This is a genomic window from Pectobacterium parvum (genome assembly GCF_020971565.1).
Taxonomy (GTDB): Bacteria; Pseudomonadota; Gammaproteobacteria; order Enterobacterales; family Enterobacteriaceae; genus Pectobacterium; species Pectobacterium polare.
In genome coordinates, this window is the sequence record NZ_CP087392.1 from 1212686 (window position 1) to 1228396 (window position 15711).

14 protein-coding genes and 1 pseudogene are annotated in these 15711 nt (G+C 50.0%); 9 read left to right on the top strand and 6 right to left on the bottom strand.

Features of this window, described 5'->3' with window-relative positions:
* Positions 1–27: 27 nt before the first annotated feature.
* The 8 genes and pseudogenes from LOZ86_RS05410 to LOZ86_RS05440 all read left to right on the top strand — a co-directional run bounded on the left by LOZ86_RS05410 (position 28) and on the right by LOZ86_RS05440 (position 7891).
* On the top strand, positions 28–1047 hold the full coding sequence (locus LOZ86_RS05410; RefSeq protein WP_039484939.1) for a Zn-dependent oxidoreductase: 1020 nt from the start codon (positions 28–30) through the stop codon (positions 1045–1047).
* A gap of 265 nt (positions 1048–1312) precedes the next feature.
* Positions 1313–2683 (top strand): MFS transporter, encoded by a 1371-nt coding sequence (locus LOZ86_RS05415; protein ID WP_039484935.1) that lies wholly within the window; start codon positions 1313–1315, stop codon positions 2681–2683.
* Positions 2684–2787: 104 nt separating this feature from the next.
* The gene (locus tag LOZ86_RS05420) at positions 2788–4254 is read left to right on the top strand and encodes a mannitol dehydrogenase family protein (protein ID WP_161546847.1); all 1467 of its coding nucleotides are present in this window, start codon (positions 2788–2790) and stop codon (positions 4252–4254) included.
* Between the two features lie 197 nt (positions 4255–4451).
* A complete protein-coding gene (locus LOZ86_RS05425; protein ID WP_014914316.1) occupies positions 4452–5138 on the top strand; it encodes a GntR family transcriptional regulator in 687 nt (228 codons plus the stop codon).
* 258 nt (positions 5139–5396) lie between these two features.
* A complete protein-coding gene (locus tag LOZ86_RS05430) occupies positions 5397–6248 on the top strand; it encodes a hypothetical protein (RefSeq protein WP_039484929.1) in 852 nt (283 codons plus the stop codon).
* A 60-nt stretch (positions 6249–6308) separates the two neighbouring features.
* On the top strand, positions 6309–6632 hold the full coding sequence (locus LOZ86_RS21485; RefSeq protein WP_072037839.1) for an IS1-like element transposase: 324 nt from the start codon (positions 6309–6311) through the stop codon (positions 6630–6632).
* A gap of 43 nt (positions 6633–6675) precedes the next feature.
* Positions 6676–6930: pseudogene (locus LOZ86_RS21490) on the top strand (IS1 family transposase).
* Between the two features lie 691 nt (positions 6931–7621).
* Positions 7622–7891: a hypothetical protein gene (locus LOZ86_RS05440; protein ID WP_039484926.1), complete on the top strand. Its 270-nt coding sequence runs from the start codon at positions 7622–7624 to the stop codon at positions 7889–7891.
* Positions 7892–8088: 197 nt separating this feature from the next.
* Here the strand turns inward: LOZ86_RS05440 and LOZ86_RS05445 are convergent, their stop codons facing one another.
* The 6 genes from LOZ86_RS05445 to LOZ86_RS05470 form a co-directional block, all read right to left on the bottom strand.
* Complete coding sequence (locus LOZ86_RS05445) at positions 8089–9393, bottom strand: phospholipase D-like domain-containing protein (protein ID WP_039513170.1); 1305 nt, start codon at positions 9391–9393, stop codon at positions 8089–8091.
* Complete coding sequence (locus tag LOZ86_RS05450) at positions 9386–10069, bottom strand: MotA/TolQ/ExbB proton channel family protein (RefSeq protein WP_039472087.1); 684 nt, start codon at positions 10067–10069, stop codon at positions 9386–9388. The genes LOZ86_RS05445 and LOZ86_RS05450 overlap by 8 nt, the downstream gene beginning before the upstream one ends.
* An 85-nt stretch (positions 10070–10154) precedes the next feature.
* A complete protein-coding gene (locus LOZ86_RS05455) occupies positions 10155–12395 on the bottom strand; it encodes a TonB-dependent receptor family protein (protein ID WP_039513167.1) in 2241 nt (746 codons plus the stop codon).
* An 89-nt stretch (positions 12396–12484) separates the two neighbouring features.
* Positions 12485–13225, bottom strand: a complete 741-nt coding sequence (locus LOZ86_RS05460; protein WP_230242947.1) for an energy transducer TonB — start codon at positions 13223–13225, stop codon at positions 12485–12487.
* Position 13226: 1 nt separating this feature from the next.
* Positions 13227–13631, bottom strand: coding sequence for an ExbD/TolR family protein (locus LOZ86_RS05465; RefSeq protein WP_039513164.1), 405 nt, complete (start codon positions 13629–13631; stop codon positions 13227–13229).
* 309 nt (positions 13632–13940) lie between these two features.
* A complete protein-coding gene (locus LOZ86_RS05470) occupies positions 13941–15134 on the bottom strand; it encodes a multidrug efflux MFS transporter (protein ID WP_039507691.1) in 1194 nt (397 codons plus the stop codon).
* A gap of 421 nt (positions 15135–15555) precedes the next feature.
* Between LOZ86_RS05470 and azuC the strand changes: the two genes are divergently transcribed.
* On the top strand, positions 15556–15612 hold the full coding sequence (gene azuC / locus LOZ86_RS21495) for a stress response protein AzuC (protein WP_125176151.1): 57 nt from the start codon (positions 15556–15558) through the stop codon (positions 15610–15612).
* Positions 15613–15711: the final 99 nt, after the last annotated feature.

Genomic DNA, 15711 nt, shown 5'->3' on the forward strand with positions numbered 1-15711 from the left:
GCGGAATAGGTAATCAGAGGCCAAAATATGAAAAGCATTGTGATACAGCAGCCGAATGCGCTGGTGATTGAAGAACGTCCTATTCCGCAGCCAGCGGCAGGTGAAGTTCGGGTGAAGGTCAAGCTGGCCGGTATCTGTGGCTCAGATAGCCACATCTACCGCGGGCATAACCCTTTTGCCAAATACCCGCGTGTGATCGGGCATGAATTCTTCGGCGTGATTGAGGCGGTGGGTGAGGGCGTGGAGGCATCCCGTCTGGGCGAACGCGTCTCGGTCGACCCGGTAGTGAGCTGCGGCCACTGCTACCCTTGCTCAATCGGCAAGCCGAACGTCTGTACCTCGCTGGTGGTGCTGGGTGTGCATCGTGACGGCGGGTTCAGCGAGTACGCTGCCGTACCGGCGAAGAACGCGCACATCATCCCAGATGAGATCCCTGATGAGTTCGCCGTGATGGTCGAGCCCTTCACGATTTCCGCCAACGTGACCGCACAGGTGAAGCCGACGGAGCAGGATGTCGCCCTGATTTATGGTGCGGGCCCGATGGGATTGACCTCGGTTCAGGTACTGAAAGGCGTGTTCAACGTGAAGGAAGTCATCGTCGTCGATCGCATTCCTGAACGTCTGGATATGGCATTACGTAGCGGAGCGGACAGGGTTATCAACAACGCCTCGCTGTCATTAAAAGACGAGCTGGACGCGCTGAATATCAAGCCTACGCTGATTGTTGATGCCGCCTGCCATCCGTCTATTTTGCAGGAAGCGATTACGATTGCTTCTCCTGCGGCACGCATCGCCATCATGGGCTTTTCCAGTGAACCTTGTCAGGTCAGCCAACAGGGAATCACCAGCAAAGAGATCTCCATTTTCTCATCGCGCTTGAATGCCAACAAATTCCCTATCGTGATTGAGTGGCTAAAAGCGAAACGTATCGATCCAGCCAAACTGATTACCCATCGGTTTGATTATCAGCAGGTGGTACAGGCGATTGAGGTCTTTGAAAAAGATCAAAAACGCTGCTGTAAAGTCCTGCTGACGTTTAATGATTGAAGTAAGTGATTCGGGTGAGTGAACGTAGCTAACGTACATGAAACTTGAAGTATGACGAGTATAAATATTTTCATTAGCAATAGGGGATATATAAAAGGAAAAACTATATCGACTACATAATAATATAATGATTCCTTTGAAGTAATTATTTCTCTCTTAATCACTCCAGCCCATCAATAACAGGCTGGAGTGGATTGCGACACCATGATGAACGGTAATTTTACTTACTGTGCTCTACCATAATTACAAATCGTCGAGAGTATATATGAATACGCAAATCGCATCTGGACAAGATAAGCCTGTAAGAAGTACCTCTGATTTAGTCAAGGCGGCGGTGTCCGGCTGGCTGGGCACCGCATTAGAATTCATGGATTTCCAACTGTATTCGCTCGGTGCGGCATTGGTCTTCCATGAAATATTCTTCCCTGAACAATCGGCGGCAATGGCGCTGATTCTGGCAATGGGAACTTACGGTGCAGGCTATGTCGCACGTATCGTCGGTGCCTTTATTTTCGGCCGTATGGGGGACTCCATCGGCAGAAAGCGCGTGCTCTTTATCACCATTACCATGATGGGGATCTGTACCACGTTAATTGGCGTGCTACCAACCTACGCACAGATTGGTATTTTCGCGCCCATCTTGCTGGTGACCTTGCGTATTGTGCAGGGGTTAGGTGCGGGCGCCGAGATTTCCGGTGCTGGTACCATGCTGGCTGAATACGCGCCGAAAGGGAAACGCGGGATTATTTCCTCACTGGTTGCAATGGGCACCAACTGTGGCACGCTCAGTGCTACGGCTATCTGGGCCGTCATGTTTTTTGCCCTCTCAAGAGAAGAATTACTGGCGTGGGGCTGGCGTGTACCGTTCCTGGCCAGCGTAGTCGTGATGATCTTCGCGATCTGGCTGCGTATGAACCTGAAAGAAAGCCCGGTTTTTGAAAAAGTCAGTAATGATGTCTCTGGTACTGAAGAGCCGTCACCTGCTCTGGTAGTTGAGCAAAGCGAGCAAAAATCAGTACTGTCCATGTTCAAAAGCAAGGCGTTTTGGCTGGCAACAGGATTACGCTTTGGACAGGCGGGAAATTCAGGGTTAATTCAGACCTTCCTCGCGGGATATTTAGTCCAAACGCTCTTGTTCAATAAATCTATTCCGACCGATGCATTGATGATCAGCTCCATTATTGGTTTTATCACGATTCCATTATTAGGATGGCTCTCGGATAAAATTGGTCGCCGCGTACCGTATATTATTCTGAATATCTCGGCGATATTGTTAGCCTACCCAATGCTCTCTCTTATCGTTGATAAAGAGAATAGCGTTAACGTAATTGTCGTCAGCATTATCATTATTCATAACTTCGCGGTACTGGGATTATTTGCGCTGGAAAATATCACGATGGCGGAAATATTCGGTGGACGTAGCCGCTTTACGCAAATGGCGATTGCCAAAGAAACTGGTGGCCTGGTTGCCGTTGGTTTTGGTCCGGTGTTAGCGGGTATTTTCTGCAACATGACCGGTTCCTGGTGGCCGATTGTCGTAATGATGATTGTTTATTCTGTGATCGGTTTATTTGCGGCTATCTGTATGCCAGAAGTGAAAGACCGTGACTTGGATGAATTAGACGACGCGGTATAACGTTCAGATTGTCATTGTGCGAGTTGCAGATGAGTTGACCTGTCTGCAACTCGAATTATTTAGGGCGTAGACGTATTTTTTTGAATCACCTATCAGGGATAACGATGAGTATCAGTGAATTTTCTACTCTTAAACCGCAGGTTGTGGTGCCGCGTTACGACCGACGCCTGCTAAAAACACGTATTGCGCATATTGGCTTTGGTGCATTCCACCGGGCGCATCAGGCGGTCTGTGCCGATAAGCTGGCGGCGGAGCACGGTAGCGACTGGGGCTATTGCGAAATTAACCTGATCGGCGGCGAGCAGCAGATTGAAGCCATTCGCCAGCAGGATTTGCTGTGGTCGGTTTCCGAAATGGCGGACAGCGGCTGGAATAGCCGGGTCATCGGCGTAGCAACCAGCGCGCTGCACGCGGAAGTCGAAGGCATCGACGCGGTGCTGGAAGCGCTAAGCGCGCCGGATATCTCCATCGTGTCGATTACCGTCACGGAGAAAGGCTATTGCCACCATCCGGCGACGGGGCAGTTAAATAGTGAACATCCGCTGATTTGCCACGATCTGGGGTTACCCGCAGAACCACGCTCCCTGCCCGGTGTGATTCTGGCTGCCATCAAACGCAGACGGGAACGCCAGCTACCGGCATTCAGCGTGATGTCCTGCGACAATATGCCAGAAAACGGGCACGTCACGCGCAACGTGATCGTGCAACTGGCCGAGCGGCAGGATATCGAACTGGCGCGCTGGATTGAACAGCACGTCACCTTTCCGTCCACGATGGTGGACAGGATTGTTCCGGCTATCACCGAGGAAACGCTGGAGACGATTCAGGGACTGCTGGGCGTAGTCGATCCCGCGGGGATCGCCTGTGAACCGTTCTTTCAATGGGTGGTTGAAGATAACTTCGTCAACGGCCGTCCCGCGTGGGAAAAAGCCGGCGCGGAGCTGGTACAAGATGTCCTGCCGTTTGAGGAAATGAAGCTGCGTATGCTGAACGGCAGCCACTCGTTTCTGGCGTATCTGGGCTATCTGGCTGGCTATCAGCATATCAGCGAGTGCATGCAGGACAGCGACCTGGTCGCGGCGGCACATCATCTGATGCTGTGTGAACAGGCTCCGACGTTGCGTACACAGGGTGTCGATCTCGCGGCCTATGCGGATGCACTGCTGGATCGCTATCGCAACCGTGCGTTAAAACACCGCACCTGGCAGATTGCGATGGACGGTTCGCAAAAACTGCCACAGCGGATGCTGGACTCGATCCGCTGGCATCTGGCACGCGGCAGCCGTTTTGATGCGCTGGCGCTCGGCGTGGCAGGATGGATGCGCTATGTGGGTGGCGTGGATGAGCAAGGAAAACCGATTGAAATTAGCGATCCGCTGAAAGATCTGATCGCTGAAACGGTGCAACGCAGCCCAGAAGGTGAAAGCCGAGTCGCGGCGCTGCTGGCGCTGACGGCGATTTTTGGTGAGGACTTGCCGAAGAACCCTGTCTTTGTCGATGCGGTGACGCAGCATTATCTGACGTTGCTAGCGAAGGGCGTGAAGGAAACATTGCAGGATACCAACTGGTAAGACGAAAGCGCGACGGCGGCGGCCGTCGCGTAACTGCATTCGATAGCTGTGAATCATAAAGCAGCACAGGATGAGGCGAGTGTCGACGATGCCTTGCCCTGTGTCCCCGAACTCACCACGACAGGCGTTGTAACACTGACACTCACCGCGCTAAGCGTGTATCATAAGCGGTAAATTTCTCGGGTAAGCACAGCGGCATGGACACCTCTTTTCAGATCAACAACAACGAACCAGTCAACCAGCAAATTTATCGCGTACTGCGCAAAGACATTGTGGAATGCAATATTCCGCCGGGTAAACTGTTGTCTGAAAAAGAAATTTCTGTGCGTTTTGACGTTTCCCGCCAGCCGGTCAGAGAGGCTTTTATCAAGCTGGCAGAGGCCGGACTGGTGCAGATCATGCCGCAGCGCGGCACGTTTGTGATGAAGATCTCCGAGCAGCGCGTAGCGGATGCTCGCTTTATCCGTCAGGCTCTGGAATGCGCCATTGCGCGCCGAGCGGCAGAAATGGTGACGGAAGAACAACTGCTGACGCTGGAGCACAATTTACGCCGTCAGGAACTGGCCGCGCAGAATGATCAGGTACGCGAGTTTCTCAGCCTTGACGACAGCTTCCACCAGCTTCTGACGCAGATTGCCAACTGTCCGCTGGCGTGGGAAACCATCGAATCGATTAAAGCGACGATGGACCGCGTACGTTTTCTCAGCCTGAGCCAGGTTTCACCACCGCCCAGCCTGATTCAACAGCACTACCTGATTTTTAGCGCCCTGAAAGCGCGCGATCCTGATGCTGCCGAAAAAGCGATTCGTGAGCATTTGCAGGAAATGATCTATTCGATCACGCCGATTGCGCAACAGAATAGCGACTGGTTCGAGCACGCCTGAGTAGCTATCGCGTTGAATAATCTGGTGGGAAGCACTCGCTGAAGTCCATTTTCCTCAGCGAATGGATGAGGCTGCCCTATTTTCTGGCTGCTATCACAGCATGGTGTTTACGTGCCCATGCTGTGATGGTTTGCTCACTCAGCTCGCCCTCGCAGAGTAAGTTAAAATAGAGATATATAAATTATGGATGTTTTTTGAAAGAATGCATCACATTTTTATGTGACTATCGAACGCCTATTATTAAATAGGATATTAAAAATGTTAAATGAAGTATCAAATAGTAAAACCAATGCACCGATATCATTGTGTCAAGATAGTCAATTAGTATCAACAGAAGGGGGGCGGATTGTTAATAAACTAGATTATATCAGTAATCTACCTATTGAAATAAAAGAAAAAATCGCATTCAAACTTAATGTTACGGATTATAATAATTTACGTAATTCATCTGAGTTGATGAAGACGAGTTTGAAGTCTATTGGTTTTATTTGTAATAAATTAAATGGGAAAGAATGTATTGGAGATCTAAGAGATCTGTATTCGTCAATTTTCCGTAAACAAATAGATGAACTCATTAAAAATGATATGTCAGATGATTTATCACTAGCTATACAAGGACTTGAAATGTCTGAAGGTGTTTATCCTTTTGAATTAAAAACACAATGCTATAAAAATAATAAGAAGTATGGTGATTTATTAATGCGTTTCAAAATGAAGGTATCCGGTAATAATTGCAATAATAAACCAGGAATGCGTCTTCTTCGTAAGGATTCAGGAGAGGTAGGCGTGGAGTTACTATCACTGGAATTTAAGACTTTTGATATTAATAAGGATATTCTAGATGTTATATTTAAATCGTTTGACACCATGTTCAAAGAAATTAGCACCAGTGATCGACTTTTTGTTGCAGCTAGCGCTTATACCTTAATGAAAGGACTAATTGATAAAACTCAAGAAATGAAAGGACTAATTGATAAAACTCCAAATAACATTGAGATAGCCGATGTTTCTGCGTGTAAGTCGAAATATCCAGAATTAATTGTAATGGGGAGAATTACTGTTGATTACTTCGCTGAATCAGTCAGTGCATTAAGAACCACTTCCAAATGAAGGTCATGTATTCAATTCGTTGATGCCCCTGTAAAATGAGCGATTTCAGGTGTGGAATTGATGGCTCAGGTTGACGTGAAATGTCCTTTTTGTGAATGTACCGACGCAGTTAAAAAGCATGGTATGGGTAATGCTGGATACCAGCGCTCTCGTTATCAGTCATGCTGCCGTACTTTCCAGCTCGACTATGCGTATTGCGCCTGCCAGCACGGCATGAAAGAACAAATTGTTGATCTTGCTATGAACAATGCCTGCATTCGTGATACTGATAGGGCGTTACATATCAGCATTAATGCTGTTGTGCGCACCTTAAAAAACTCGCGCGCGATGTGTAACCACACTTTCGCTGGACAATCTCTAGATTTAGCTTATCTGCGAAGTTGATGAAATGTGATCATTTGTTTGCAACAAAAAGCAGCAACGCTGGTTGTGGTATGCGTGGGAACCTAGCCTCAAACGAATTATTTCCCATGCTTTTGGGGGGGCGGAACAAAAAGACGTTGCACCAAACTACTAGGTTTGCTTTCAGGCTTCAGCGTAGCTTTCTGGTGTACAGATAACTGAAATGTTGCCGGATAAAAAATACATAACTGGTAAGCTTTACACGCAGCAGATTGAGCGCGAAAATCTGAATCTTCGCAATCGGTTAAAACGACTGAATCGCAAAACTCTTGGGTACTAAAAATCAGTGGAAATACATGACAACATAATCGGTACATTCATCGAGCGTGAACATTATCTACAATAACCTTATATACACATTGAATACATGACCATTTTTTGAAAGAGTGTATTATATTTTTATGTAACTATTGGATATCTATTTATTAAATAGGAAAAATAAATGTTACATAACATATCAAATAGCAAAAATAATACACCAATATGATTTAATCAAGGTAGCCAACCAACATCAGTAGAAGGGCAGTCGGGTTTTGCTAATAAACTATTTCATATCAGTAACTTACCTGTAGAAATAAAAGAAAAAATTGCATTCGAACTTAATACTACAGATTATAATAATTTTCGTAATTCATCTGAAACGATGAGGACAGATTTGAAATCTATTTAATTTATATGTGATAAACTAGTAGAAAATAATTTTTCTGGAAAAATAATGGAAAGATATTTCCCAATGTTTAAACATGTAAAGGGATTTCTTTATAAGGATATATCGGATAGTTTATCAAAAGCTATACAACATCTTAAAACGTGTGAATATACACCTTTTTGTAATTTCATTGAGGTAGGAACGAAATACTACGAATATGATAGTGTTTCTGACAATGTGTTAATGCGTTGCAGAGATGAAATCTGCAGAAACATGTATGATAAAAAGCCATTAACATCGATGAGTTATGGGGGGGGACAACATGACAGCACTGGGTATTTATAATCCTCATCTTGATAAAGATACATTGGATATTATCTTTAAATCGTTTGATACCATATTCAAAGAAACTCGTACTAATGATCGACTTCTTTTAGCGTCTACTGCTTATATTCTTATGAACTATTTAATTGTTAAGACCCCAAATGACATTAAGGTAAGCGATATTGCTGCGTGTACATCAAAATATCCAGAGTTAATTGAAACTGGGATTGTGGTTGTTAATTTTTGGCGCCAGAATTCAGTGAATTAATAACCACTCCAAAAAGGAGTGTTCATTAATAAATAGTGATCACTCCTGAGGGCTAAAATGGTAGACATTAGTTAGTGTATAAGCGATGAACTCAGGGAGAAAATGGTTCCTCTAAATCACCGCAGAAATCCGGCAACCAGCAGTGCTAACAACGTGTGCTTCATGCTATTCCCCATCACATGTCATTCTGGTGGTGGCTACGGTGCGTTGACCGTGCCGCCTGTCGTGGACGAAGTGATACCACCCGGATCGGGCCGCGGGTAATCATAATCAATGCGCAGAGGATGCGCGTACTCGCTGTTCCACAGTTGTGTATAGAGCATGTCTACTCGCTGCGCCATCGCTGGGTTCTGAATCACCATCTCCAGATTGCGCGAGTTATCCAGATAGCCGCCGCTCCAGTTGCTGGTGCCGATCCAGGCTTTCTTGCCGTCGATGGTCATGATCTTACTGTGGATCACGCGGGCAAAAGGAATGAAGCTGCTGCTGGCTTGGGGGATCGACACCGTTTTTATCTGGATATTGGGCAGCATTGCCAGACTTTTCAGGTAGGCGATGTTCGGCATTTTGGTGCTCCATTCGGACACCATCAGCTCGATTTGTACGCCGCGTGCGGCGGCGGTGCGAATCGCGTTATCAATAACCGCGTAGTACGGGCGTGTTTTATCCGGACCGTAGGAGAGTGGGACGTAATCCATCACCTGAATGCGAACCTGCTGTTGGGCTTCGGCCAGCAAACGAGGGAGTTCTTCTTCGGAATCTATCACGCCAGCGGGATTGAACGCTTTGGGGCTGGCAACCAGATAGTTGCCCGAACGATCAGCGGGTTGCGTTGCTGCGGGCAGCGGCGCAACGGTTTCGCCGTGTGTCAGTCGCGCTTGTGCCTGCCAGTCTTGTTCGAAAATAGCGCTAATTTGATTAACCACGCGAGGATCGTCGATTAATAACCCCGTTTCGTGAATGTGCTCCAGCGCCCGCCAGTCAAGGTTTTGGCTGCCCATGTAGGCCTGCTTGCCATCAACCAGCAGGTATTTGGCATGCACAATACCGCCGCTCAGGCGTTCAAAGGGAATCACGCGCAGCTCCAGATTCGGAATCGTTTTGAGCTGTTCCAGCGTGTCCTGCGTGGAAATCTTTAGCCCTTTTTCTTCAAGCAGCAGGCGGATTCGTACGCCGCGTTCTCCGGCTGCACGCAGATGTTGTAAGACGTTATCGAAGCGTGTTCCAGCCTGATTAGCGACATAGAATTGGCCCAGTTCAATGGTGTGCTGTGCTTTATCAAACAGCGATATCCACACCGCGTCGCTGGGGCGTAAATCGGGGGCGGTCAGCGTGGTTTCCACCGGGGCGTCATACACTAATTCATAGCCGGGAATACTATAGCCGCTAGTGTCGGCATGAGCTGACGCACTCACAATAAACAATACGCCTCCTGTCAGTAGTGTGTTGATGCAATGCTTCCAGCGCTGCCCCGGATGGATGAAACCACAACGATTAAGCATAGCGCTTCTCCGCTATCGCTTTGTCTGTCATGGCATTGTCCGTAACGGCACTGTGCGTCACAGCAGAGCCCGCTTTCTGTTGACGAGTATGCGGCATTCCGGCGCGAATCAGCAGGACTTTCAGCATTTCGCTGATGTGTTCCATTCGGCTTTGCAGGAAATTATTCCCCAGCAGGCAAACCAGCGCGATGGCGATGCCCAGCCCGGTGGCGTACAGCGCGGTTCCCATGCCGGCGGAAACCTGACTTGGGTCGGAGATTCCCGCAGCGGACAGGGCTTTGAAGGTTTCGATGATCCCCATGATGGTGCCTAGCAGCCCCAGTAACGGTGCTGCGGTGACGACGGTTTCCAGAACCCACAATCCGCGCGACAGCTGCGGCTTACTTTGCAGATACTGTGCGTCGATCAGGTCGTTAAGCGCATCGCGGTTTTCTGCCTGATGCGACTGTGCCAGAACTGGCGTGACGACGGCGATAGGCAGGCTGGGGCGCTGAGTCAGTGCGTCCGGCAGATCGTGAATATGGCGAATATCTGCCGTCAGGGCGCGTTCCAGACGTTTGGCCTGCCGATGCGTATAGGAAAAATAGAGACTGCGTTCGATGATGATCATCAGGGCGATCACCAGTGAGGCGTACATGACGTAGAAAATAATCTCGTGCAGCATATCGGCGTTCATGGCCTGATCCTTTTGTTGCCTTGTTAAGCATTGTTTGTGATGAGCGCCAGCACGGGAAACCGCGCTGGCGTATTACGTTATTGGATTAGAACGTGGCTTCCAGTGAGGCGCTGAAGGTGCGTTCTTCCCCGACGTTGTAAAACGGTGTGCCAGCCGATACGCCGTTATACGATCGTGAGTTGAAGCTCACTGAGCGCGCGGAGTCGAGATACTCTTTGTCGAACAGGTTGTTGACGCCAAAGCGTAAGGTGGCGCTTTTCACGATCTTCTTATCCACTGGCAGATAGACACCGGCGCTGAGATCGAAAACGGTACGTCCGCCGATCTTCTCGTCATTGGTCATGTCACCGTAGAACGATCCGACGTAGCGGCTATTCACACCGGCGTAGTAGAGGCCGTCGTCATAGCCCAGCCCGAGGTTGAGCATATTTTTCGGCGCGTTGGCGACCTGCTTGCCCGTGGTGGGGAGCTGGCTGCCGCCGGTGGCGAGATTGTTTTTCTGTGTGGTATCGGTATAGGTATAAGCCGCGAAGTAGTTGAAGTTATGAGGCAGTTTGCCGCTCCACTCCAGTTCCAGCCCTTTGTTTTCCACTTTCCCAGCGTTGATCATTTCGTAATCGCCGGCGGCGTTACGGCTGGAGATCTGGCGATCGGTAAAGCGGATAAAGAACAGCGAGGCGCTCAGCAGCATGTTCTCATCCTGGAAGCGCCAGCCGAGTTCCTGATTCCAGCTCAGCTCAGGCTTGGTATTGATGGAATCGCCAACGTTATACAAGACGTAGTTGGGCGGGGTACGCATGTTGCGCGTGATGTTATAGAACACCTGATTTTCGGTATTGATGCGGTAAGCCGCGTTAAAGCTAGGCAGGAACTCGTGGTATTTCTTGTTCTTTTTCTCTGCGACGTTATACAAGCTGCCGAGGTTAGTCCCGTCACGCTCTACGTGCTGATAGGCCAGACCGCCGGTGAACGTCCATTCTGGGGAGAAGAACCAGGTGTCCTGAATCCAGATTTTATGTGCTGGCGTGACGGTAAACTGGTTACGGCCTTGAACCACGTTCCCGTTCGCGTCGGTGACCTGATTCGCATCACCGGGTTTTCCGGAGATGTTAACCGGAGTGCCGTCGCTCTTAATCGGAATGAACGGCTGCGTTTGACGCTGGCGGGCACGCTCGAACCAGTAGCCGATATCCAGACTATGCTCGTCGCTAATATCCCATTTCAGCTTGGTGGTGATACCCGGTCGCCAGGTTTCCGTCCACGACGGGCGATAATAAGTGTTGGAGGTCAGGTTGCTGAGATCGTAGTTGCCTGCACGGTCCGACGTTGCGGATAACACGCTGGCGCTTCCGCTGCCAAAACTGCCACCGTTCGTCGAGAAATAGTAGGGCTGTAACGTCAGCGCCAGATTATCGCGCAGCTGCAACTTCTGGGTGAACGTGACATTCAGCGTTTCAAAGTTATTGCGGTTGAGTTTGTAGTATTGGGAAATCTGTCCACGGCTGTTGTAAAGCGGGGTCGTGGCGTAATCCATCTTACGCCCGTTTTGCTCGAACTGTTGTTTGCTCAGCGTCGAATAGTTGATGGTATCTTGCTGATTGTATTTCACAATCAGGCTGCTGCTGTGGCCATTTTCATGTTCATACAGGCCGTTCCACTCGACTTTATCGGCGCGGGAATAGCCTGCACCGCGCCATTTGTCGGAATCGGTATACGAATAAGAAAGCCAACTGCTGAAGCCGTTGTGTTTGCCGGTTTCCAGACGTGCAAAGGTCTTGCTGAGGTTGTTGCTGCCGAACGTCTGCTTAACGAAGCCGCCAAATTCTTTCGCCGGACGGTGGGAAACCAGCCCGATGTTGCCGCCGCTGGCACCGATGTGCGGGCCATCCATTTCTGATGAACCTTGGGTAACGAAGATCTGCTCCAGGTTTTCCGGGTCGCCCATGCCGTTCGGATACACGGCGTAGTCGCCGGAATCATTGACGGGAATGCCGTCTGATGACAGGCCGACCTGATCCGCACTCATGCCGCGCATGGTATAGCTGACGCCGCTTAAGCCGCTGGAATCGTTACTGCTGACGTTCAGGCCCGCAGTGTATTTTAGTTTATCAATGGCGTTGCCTGCGGCGGGCATCTTATCCAGCGCGTCTTTTGTCACGGTCGAGCGCGATTTGGCGCTGTCTTCCTGAACCATTAATCCTGCGCCGAGCGGTTGTCCCTGTACGTTGATCGTGCCGACATCTGTCGCTTCCTCCGCCAGCGCGGAGCCTGCCAGTAATGCGCCGACGACGGACAAACATACCCCAGAAAATTTGAACGGTTTCATTTAATATCCTAGTTTTATCATTAGGTTATCTGCCAACATGCTGTTGACGTTATTTTTGCTGATTCACTCTCTTGCTCAGGTGCGAAACGCTACTGCGCCTGATAATCGAACGTGGCTAAAAAGCGTTTTGTGCTTTGTCCTGCAAAGGCATCGGCGGGGAAGGCCCGAACCTGTTTGATGCTCTGTAAGCTGGCTTGCGCTGCTCGGTTAAGCAGCATGCTGCGTGCTTTGTTGCTGATGCCTGAATCGATAACTCGTCCTGTGCGATCGACTTCCAGCCAGACTTCAACGCGACCTTCGGGACGCTCAAGCGATGCCTGTCGCCCGGTCGGGTAGCGTTTGGTTTGTTCAAGCTGCGCGCGCAGCGCCTGCGCATAGCTGTTTTCCAGCGTGGCGACATTCACCGACGGTGCGGAAGGGGCTGCCGGTGTTGGGCGCTTGGCCGGGGCTTCCGGGCGTGGCGTAGTCGGCTTGGCGGGTGTGGGCGTCGGTTTAGGTTTGGTTTCCGCCTTGGGCTTAACCTCGGGTTTAGGCTTCGGCTTCACTTCCGGCTTAGGGGGAGTAACCGGCGGTGCTTCTATAATCGGATCGGGTTCATTAACCGGAATCGGCTCCGGTTCAGGTTGTGGCACAGGTTCCGGTTCTGGCTCAGAGAGCGGTTCGGGCTGGGGAATCGGCTCCGGTTCAGCCAGCGTGATCGCCATGACCGTTTCGTCGTAGTGCTGCTGAACTTTCAGCGGCGGCTGTTGGCTGGCGAAGAACAGGCAGGTGGCAAACACCGGCAGCGGCAACCAACTGATGGCGTGGCGTGAGCGATAGAGCTGATACATGTCACAATTTCCGGGTAGCGATAGAAATGGACGAGAACCCACCCTGACGCAGGGTATCCATGACGGCTACCAGACGCTCAACCTCGACGCTTTTATCGCTGTTGATAATGATGGTGGTTTGCTGGTCTTGCTGCTGCTGTTGCAGCGTCGTCACGAGATCGCTCAGTGCCATCGGCTGTCCGTCCAGCTCAAGATGATCCTGTGCGCCAAGCGTGATGATCGCTTTTTTCTGCGGCTTAAGTTGTTGTGCGCTGGCTGCGGCGGGGAGCTGCGTTTTCAGACCTAGCGCGGGAATGACGTTCATGCTGATCAGTACAAAGAAGACCAGTAGGAACATCATCACATCGATCATGGGAACCAAATCGATGTGGGCTTTTTGCTTCTTTGGTTCGTTCCAGTTTCTCATTACTCACTTCCCTACAGGCGCGAATGTCTGCATTTCTGAACAGGGCAATTCGCGTGGCGCCGAAACAAAGCAGCCAATATAGGTAGGGTTTGTTTAATTTTTTTTACATTTATGTGATTAATTTTTCATTTGGATACGCATTGGTGGTAATTTTTTGTCAAAAAATAAGTTTTTTTGATGTTTTTACATCATTTATAACAAAGGGGGGAATACCCTGAGAAAGGGGAGGGCACATGTGGTGGGCGCTAACTGAGAAAAATGAATGGCCAGTTGAATCACTGGCCGGAGAATTGTCTTTTAGCTGGAGCGTTATCCTTTTCCGCGCGGTTTTCTGAAGGCGAAAAAGAGTTGGATTGTGTTGCACAGCACCAGACAGGCGGTGATGACGAATACCCAGCGGAAGCCCATCAGGGCGGAGACGCCGGAACCCACCAGCGGCCCGAGGACATTGCCCAGATACATGAATGACTGGTTATAGCCGAAGATACGGCCCGTCACCTGCTGACTGCTGTATTTGACCAGCAGTGCCTGCACGGTTGGCATCAGTGCGCCATCGGCAAAGCCCAGCAGAAAGCGCAGTATGCCGAGCTGTGTAGGGCTTTGTACCATCGCCATGACCAGGAACAGCAGTACGCTGATCGCCAGTGCGGCGATCAGGACGCGATGTGCGCCGATTCGGTCACCTAAACGGCCAAGTCGCGGTGCGGATAACAGGGCGGACACGCCGGGAATGGCCGCAATCACGCCGCTTATAAAGGCAATGTTGTCCGTGCCGGGAGCCAGATCGCGGATGAACAGCGTCAGGATCGGGCTGATGGAGCCGTTCGCCATCTGGATCATCATCGTCGTAATGAACAGGCAGATGATGAGCGCCGGATACGGCAGCGAAGCGAAGACGGCTTTTCCGCTGAGTCGATTCTCTTTGGTGACCTTAACCACGCTCTCTTTGATCGCGAAAAGCGTGATCAGGAAGCTGATAAACAACAGGCCACCGGTGATGAAAAAGACGATGCGTAGCCCGATATAGTCGGCCATAAAGCCGCCGAATAAGGGGCCGAGAATAACGCCAGCAATCTGCCCGGTCGATAGCATACCTAGTGCCCAGCCGCTTTTTTCACGCGGAACCTGTGAGGCAATCAGCGCCATCGCGTTGGGAATGTACCCGGAGGTCAGCCCCATGAGTGACCGCAGGATGAACAGTTGCCATACGTTGGTCGCCAGCCCCTGCAATGACATCACGATCGCCATGCCGAGTGCTGCGCGCAGCAGCATGAGCTTTCGCCCTTTACGATCGGCGAGGCTTCCCCACAGTGGTGCAACGGCGGCTGAGATGAGAAAAGACGAACTGAAGATCAAACCGGACCACAGACTCAGCGACTCGTGCGAGTGAACGCCAAGCTGCTCAATGTACAGCGGCAAGAAGGGTAATATCTGGCTCATGGCCAGCCCGGTGAAAAAACATCCCAGCCAGGCAGAGAAGAGGTTAAGTTTCCAGGTTTCCATGGGGGTAGGAATGGGCCTTCATCAGCGAATAACCAATGGCGAAACCGTGGTGACTGCGCGTGAAAAAGTGTGCTAGCCGACAGTGCATGGCGCTCAATTAATAACGGACAGTGACTAAAATTTCGTCTTTCATCATGAGCATAGCATAGCCAGCGGCGTATTGGTCACTGATGGTAATGATTCGCAACAAAAGAAAATCAGCGTGGGTATAGGGTGGATTGGGGGAGAGGGGCGGCGAATTTTATTGTGTGACTTACGTCACAAAAAATGTGCTTTTGCTCAACAAGAGTGTACAATTCATCACCATAAAGCGGGGCACCGCCATTAAGACAAGTCATCGCTAAAAAGTCATTCCATCGCTTAGTTAAACAATAAGTTAAGTAAAACCAAGGTGAAAAAAGTGCGTAACTTCTTTAAAAAAATGCTGGCGGCTTACCTGAATACCTATAAAGACGTGCCGCCCGGCGCACTGTTCTAAAAGTCTGTGCTATGCATCGTATGAAACAGGCCGCCAATAGGGCGGCCTGTTTATTTATGGAGCCGACTTATTTTGAGAATCAACATAACGTGGTTCTGA

Coding starts and splice junctions, on each gene's coding strand:
- LOZ86_RS05410 (WP_039484939.1), top strand. CDS start 28: ATGAAAAGCATTGTGATACAGCAGCCGAATGCGCTGGTGATTGAAGAA.
- LOZ86_RS05415 (WP_039484935.1), top strand. CDS start 1,313: ATGAATACGCAAATCGCATCTGGACAAGATAAGCCTGTAAGAAGTACC.
- LOZ86_RS05420 (WP_161546847.1), top strand. CDS start 2,788: ATGAGTATCAGTGAATTTTCTACTCTTAAACCGCAGGTTGTGGTGCCG.
- LOZ86_RS05425 (WP_014914316.1), top strand. CDS start 4,452: ATGGACACCTCTTTTCAGATCAACAACAACGAACCAGTCAACCAGCAA.
- LOZ86_RS05430 (WP_039484929.1), top strand. CDS start 5,397: ATGTTAAATGAAGTATCAAATAGTAAAACCAATGCACCGATATCATTG.
- LOZ86_RS21485 (WP_072037839.1), top strand. CDS start 6,309: ATGGCTCAGGTTGACGTGAAATGTCCTTTTTGTGAATGTACCGACGCA.
- LOZ86_RS05440 (WP_039484926.1), top strand. CDS start 7,622: ATGACAGCACTGGGTATTTATAATCCTCATCTTGATAAAGATACATTG.
- LOZ86_RS05445 (WP_039513170.1), bottom strand. CDS start 9,393: ATGCTTAATCGTTGTGGTTTCATCCATCCGGGGCAGCGCTGGAAGCAT.
- LOZ86_RS05450 (WP_039472087.1), bottom strand. CDS start 10,069: ATGAACGCCGATATGCTGCACGAGATTATTTTCTACGTCATGTACGCC.
- LOZ86_RS05455 (WP_039513167.1), bottom strand. CDS start 12,395: ATGAAACCGTTCAAATTTTCTGGGGTATGTTTGTCCGTCGTCGGCGCA.
- LOZ86_RS05460 (WP_230242947.1), bottom strand. CDS start 13,225: ATGTATCAGCTCTATCGCTCACGCCACGCCATCAGTTGGTTGCCGCTG.
- LOZ86_RS05465 (WP_039513164.1), bottom strand. CDS start 13,631: ATGAGAAACTGGAACGAACCAAAGAAGCAAAAAGCCCACATCGATTTG.
- LOZ86_RS05470 (WP_039507691.1), bottom strand. CDS start 15,134: ATGGAAACCTGGAAACTTAACCTCTTCTCTGCCTGGCTGGGATGTTTT.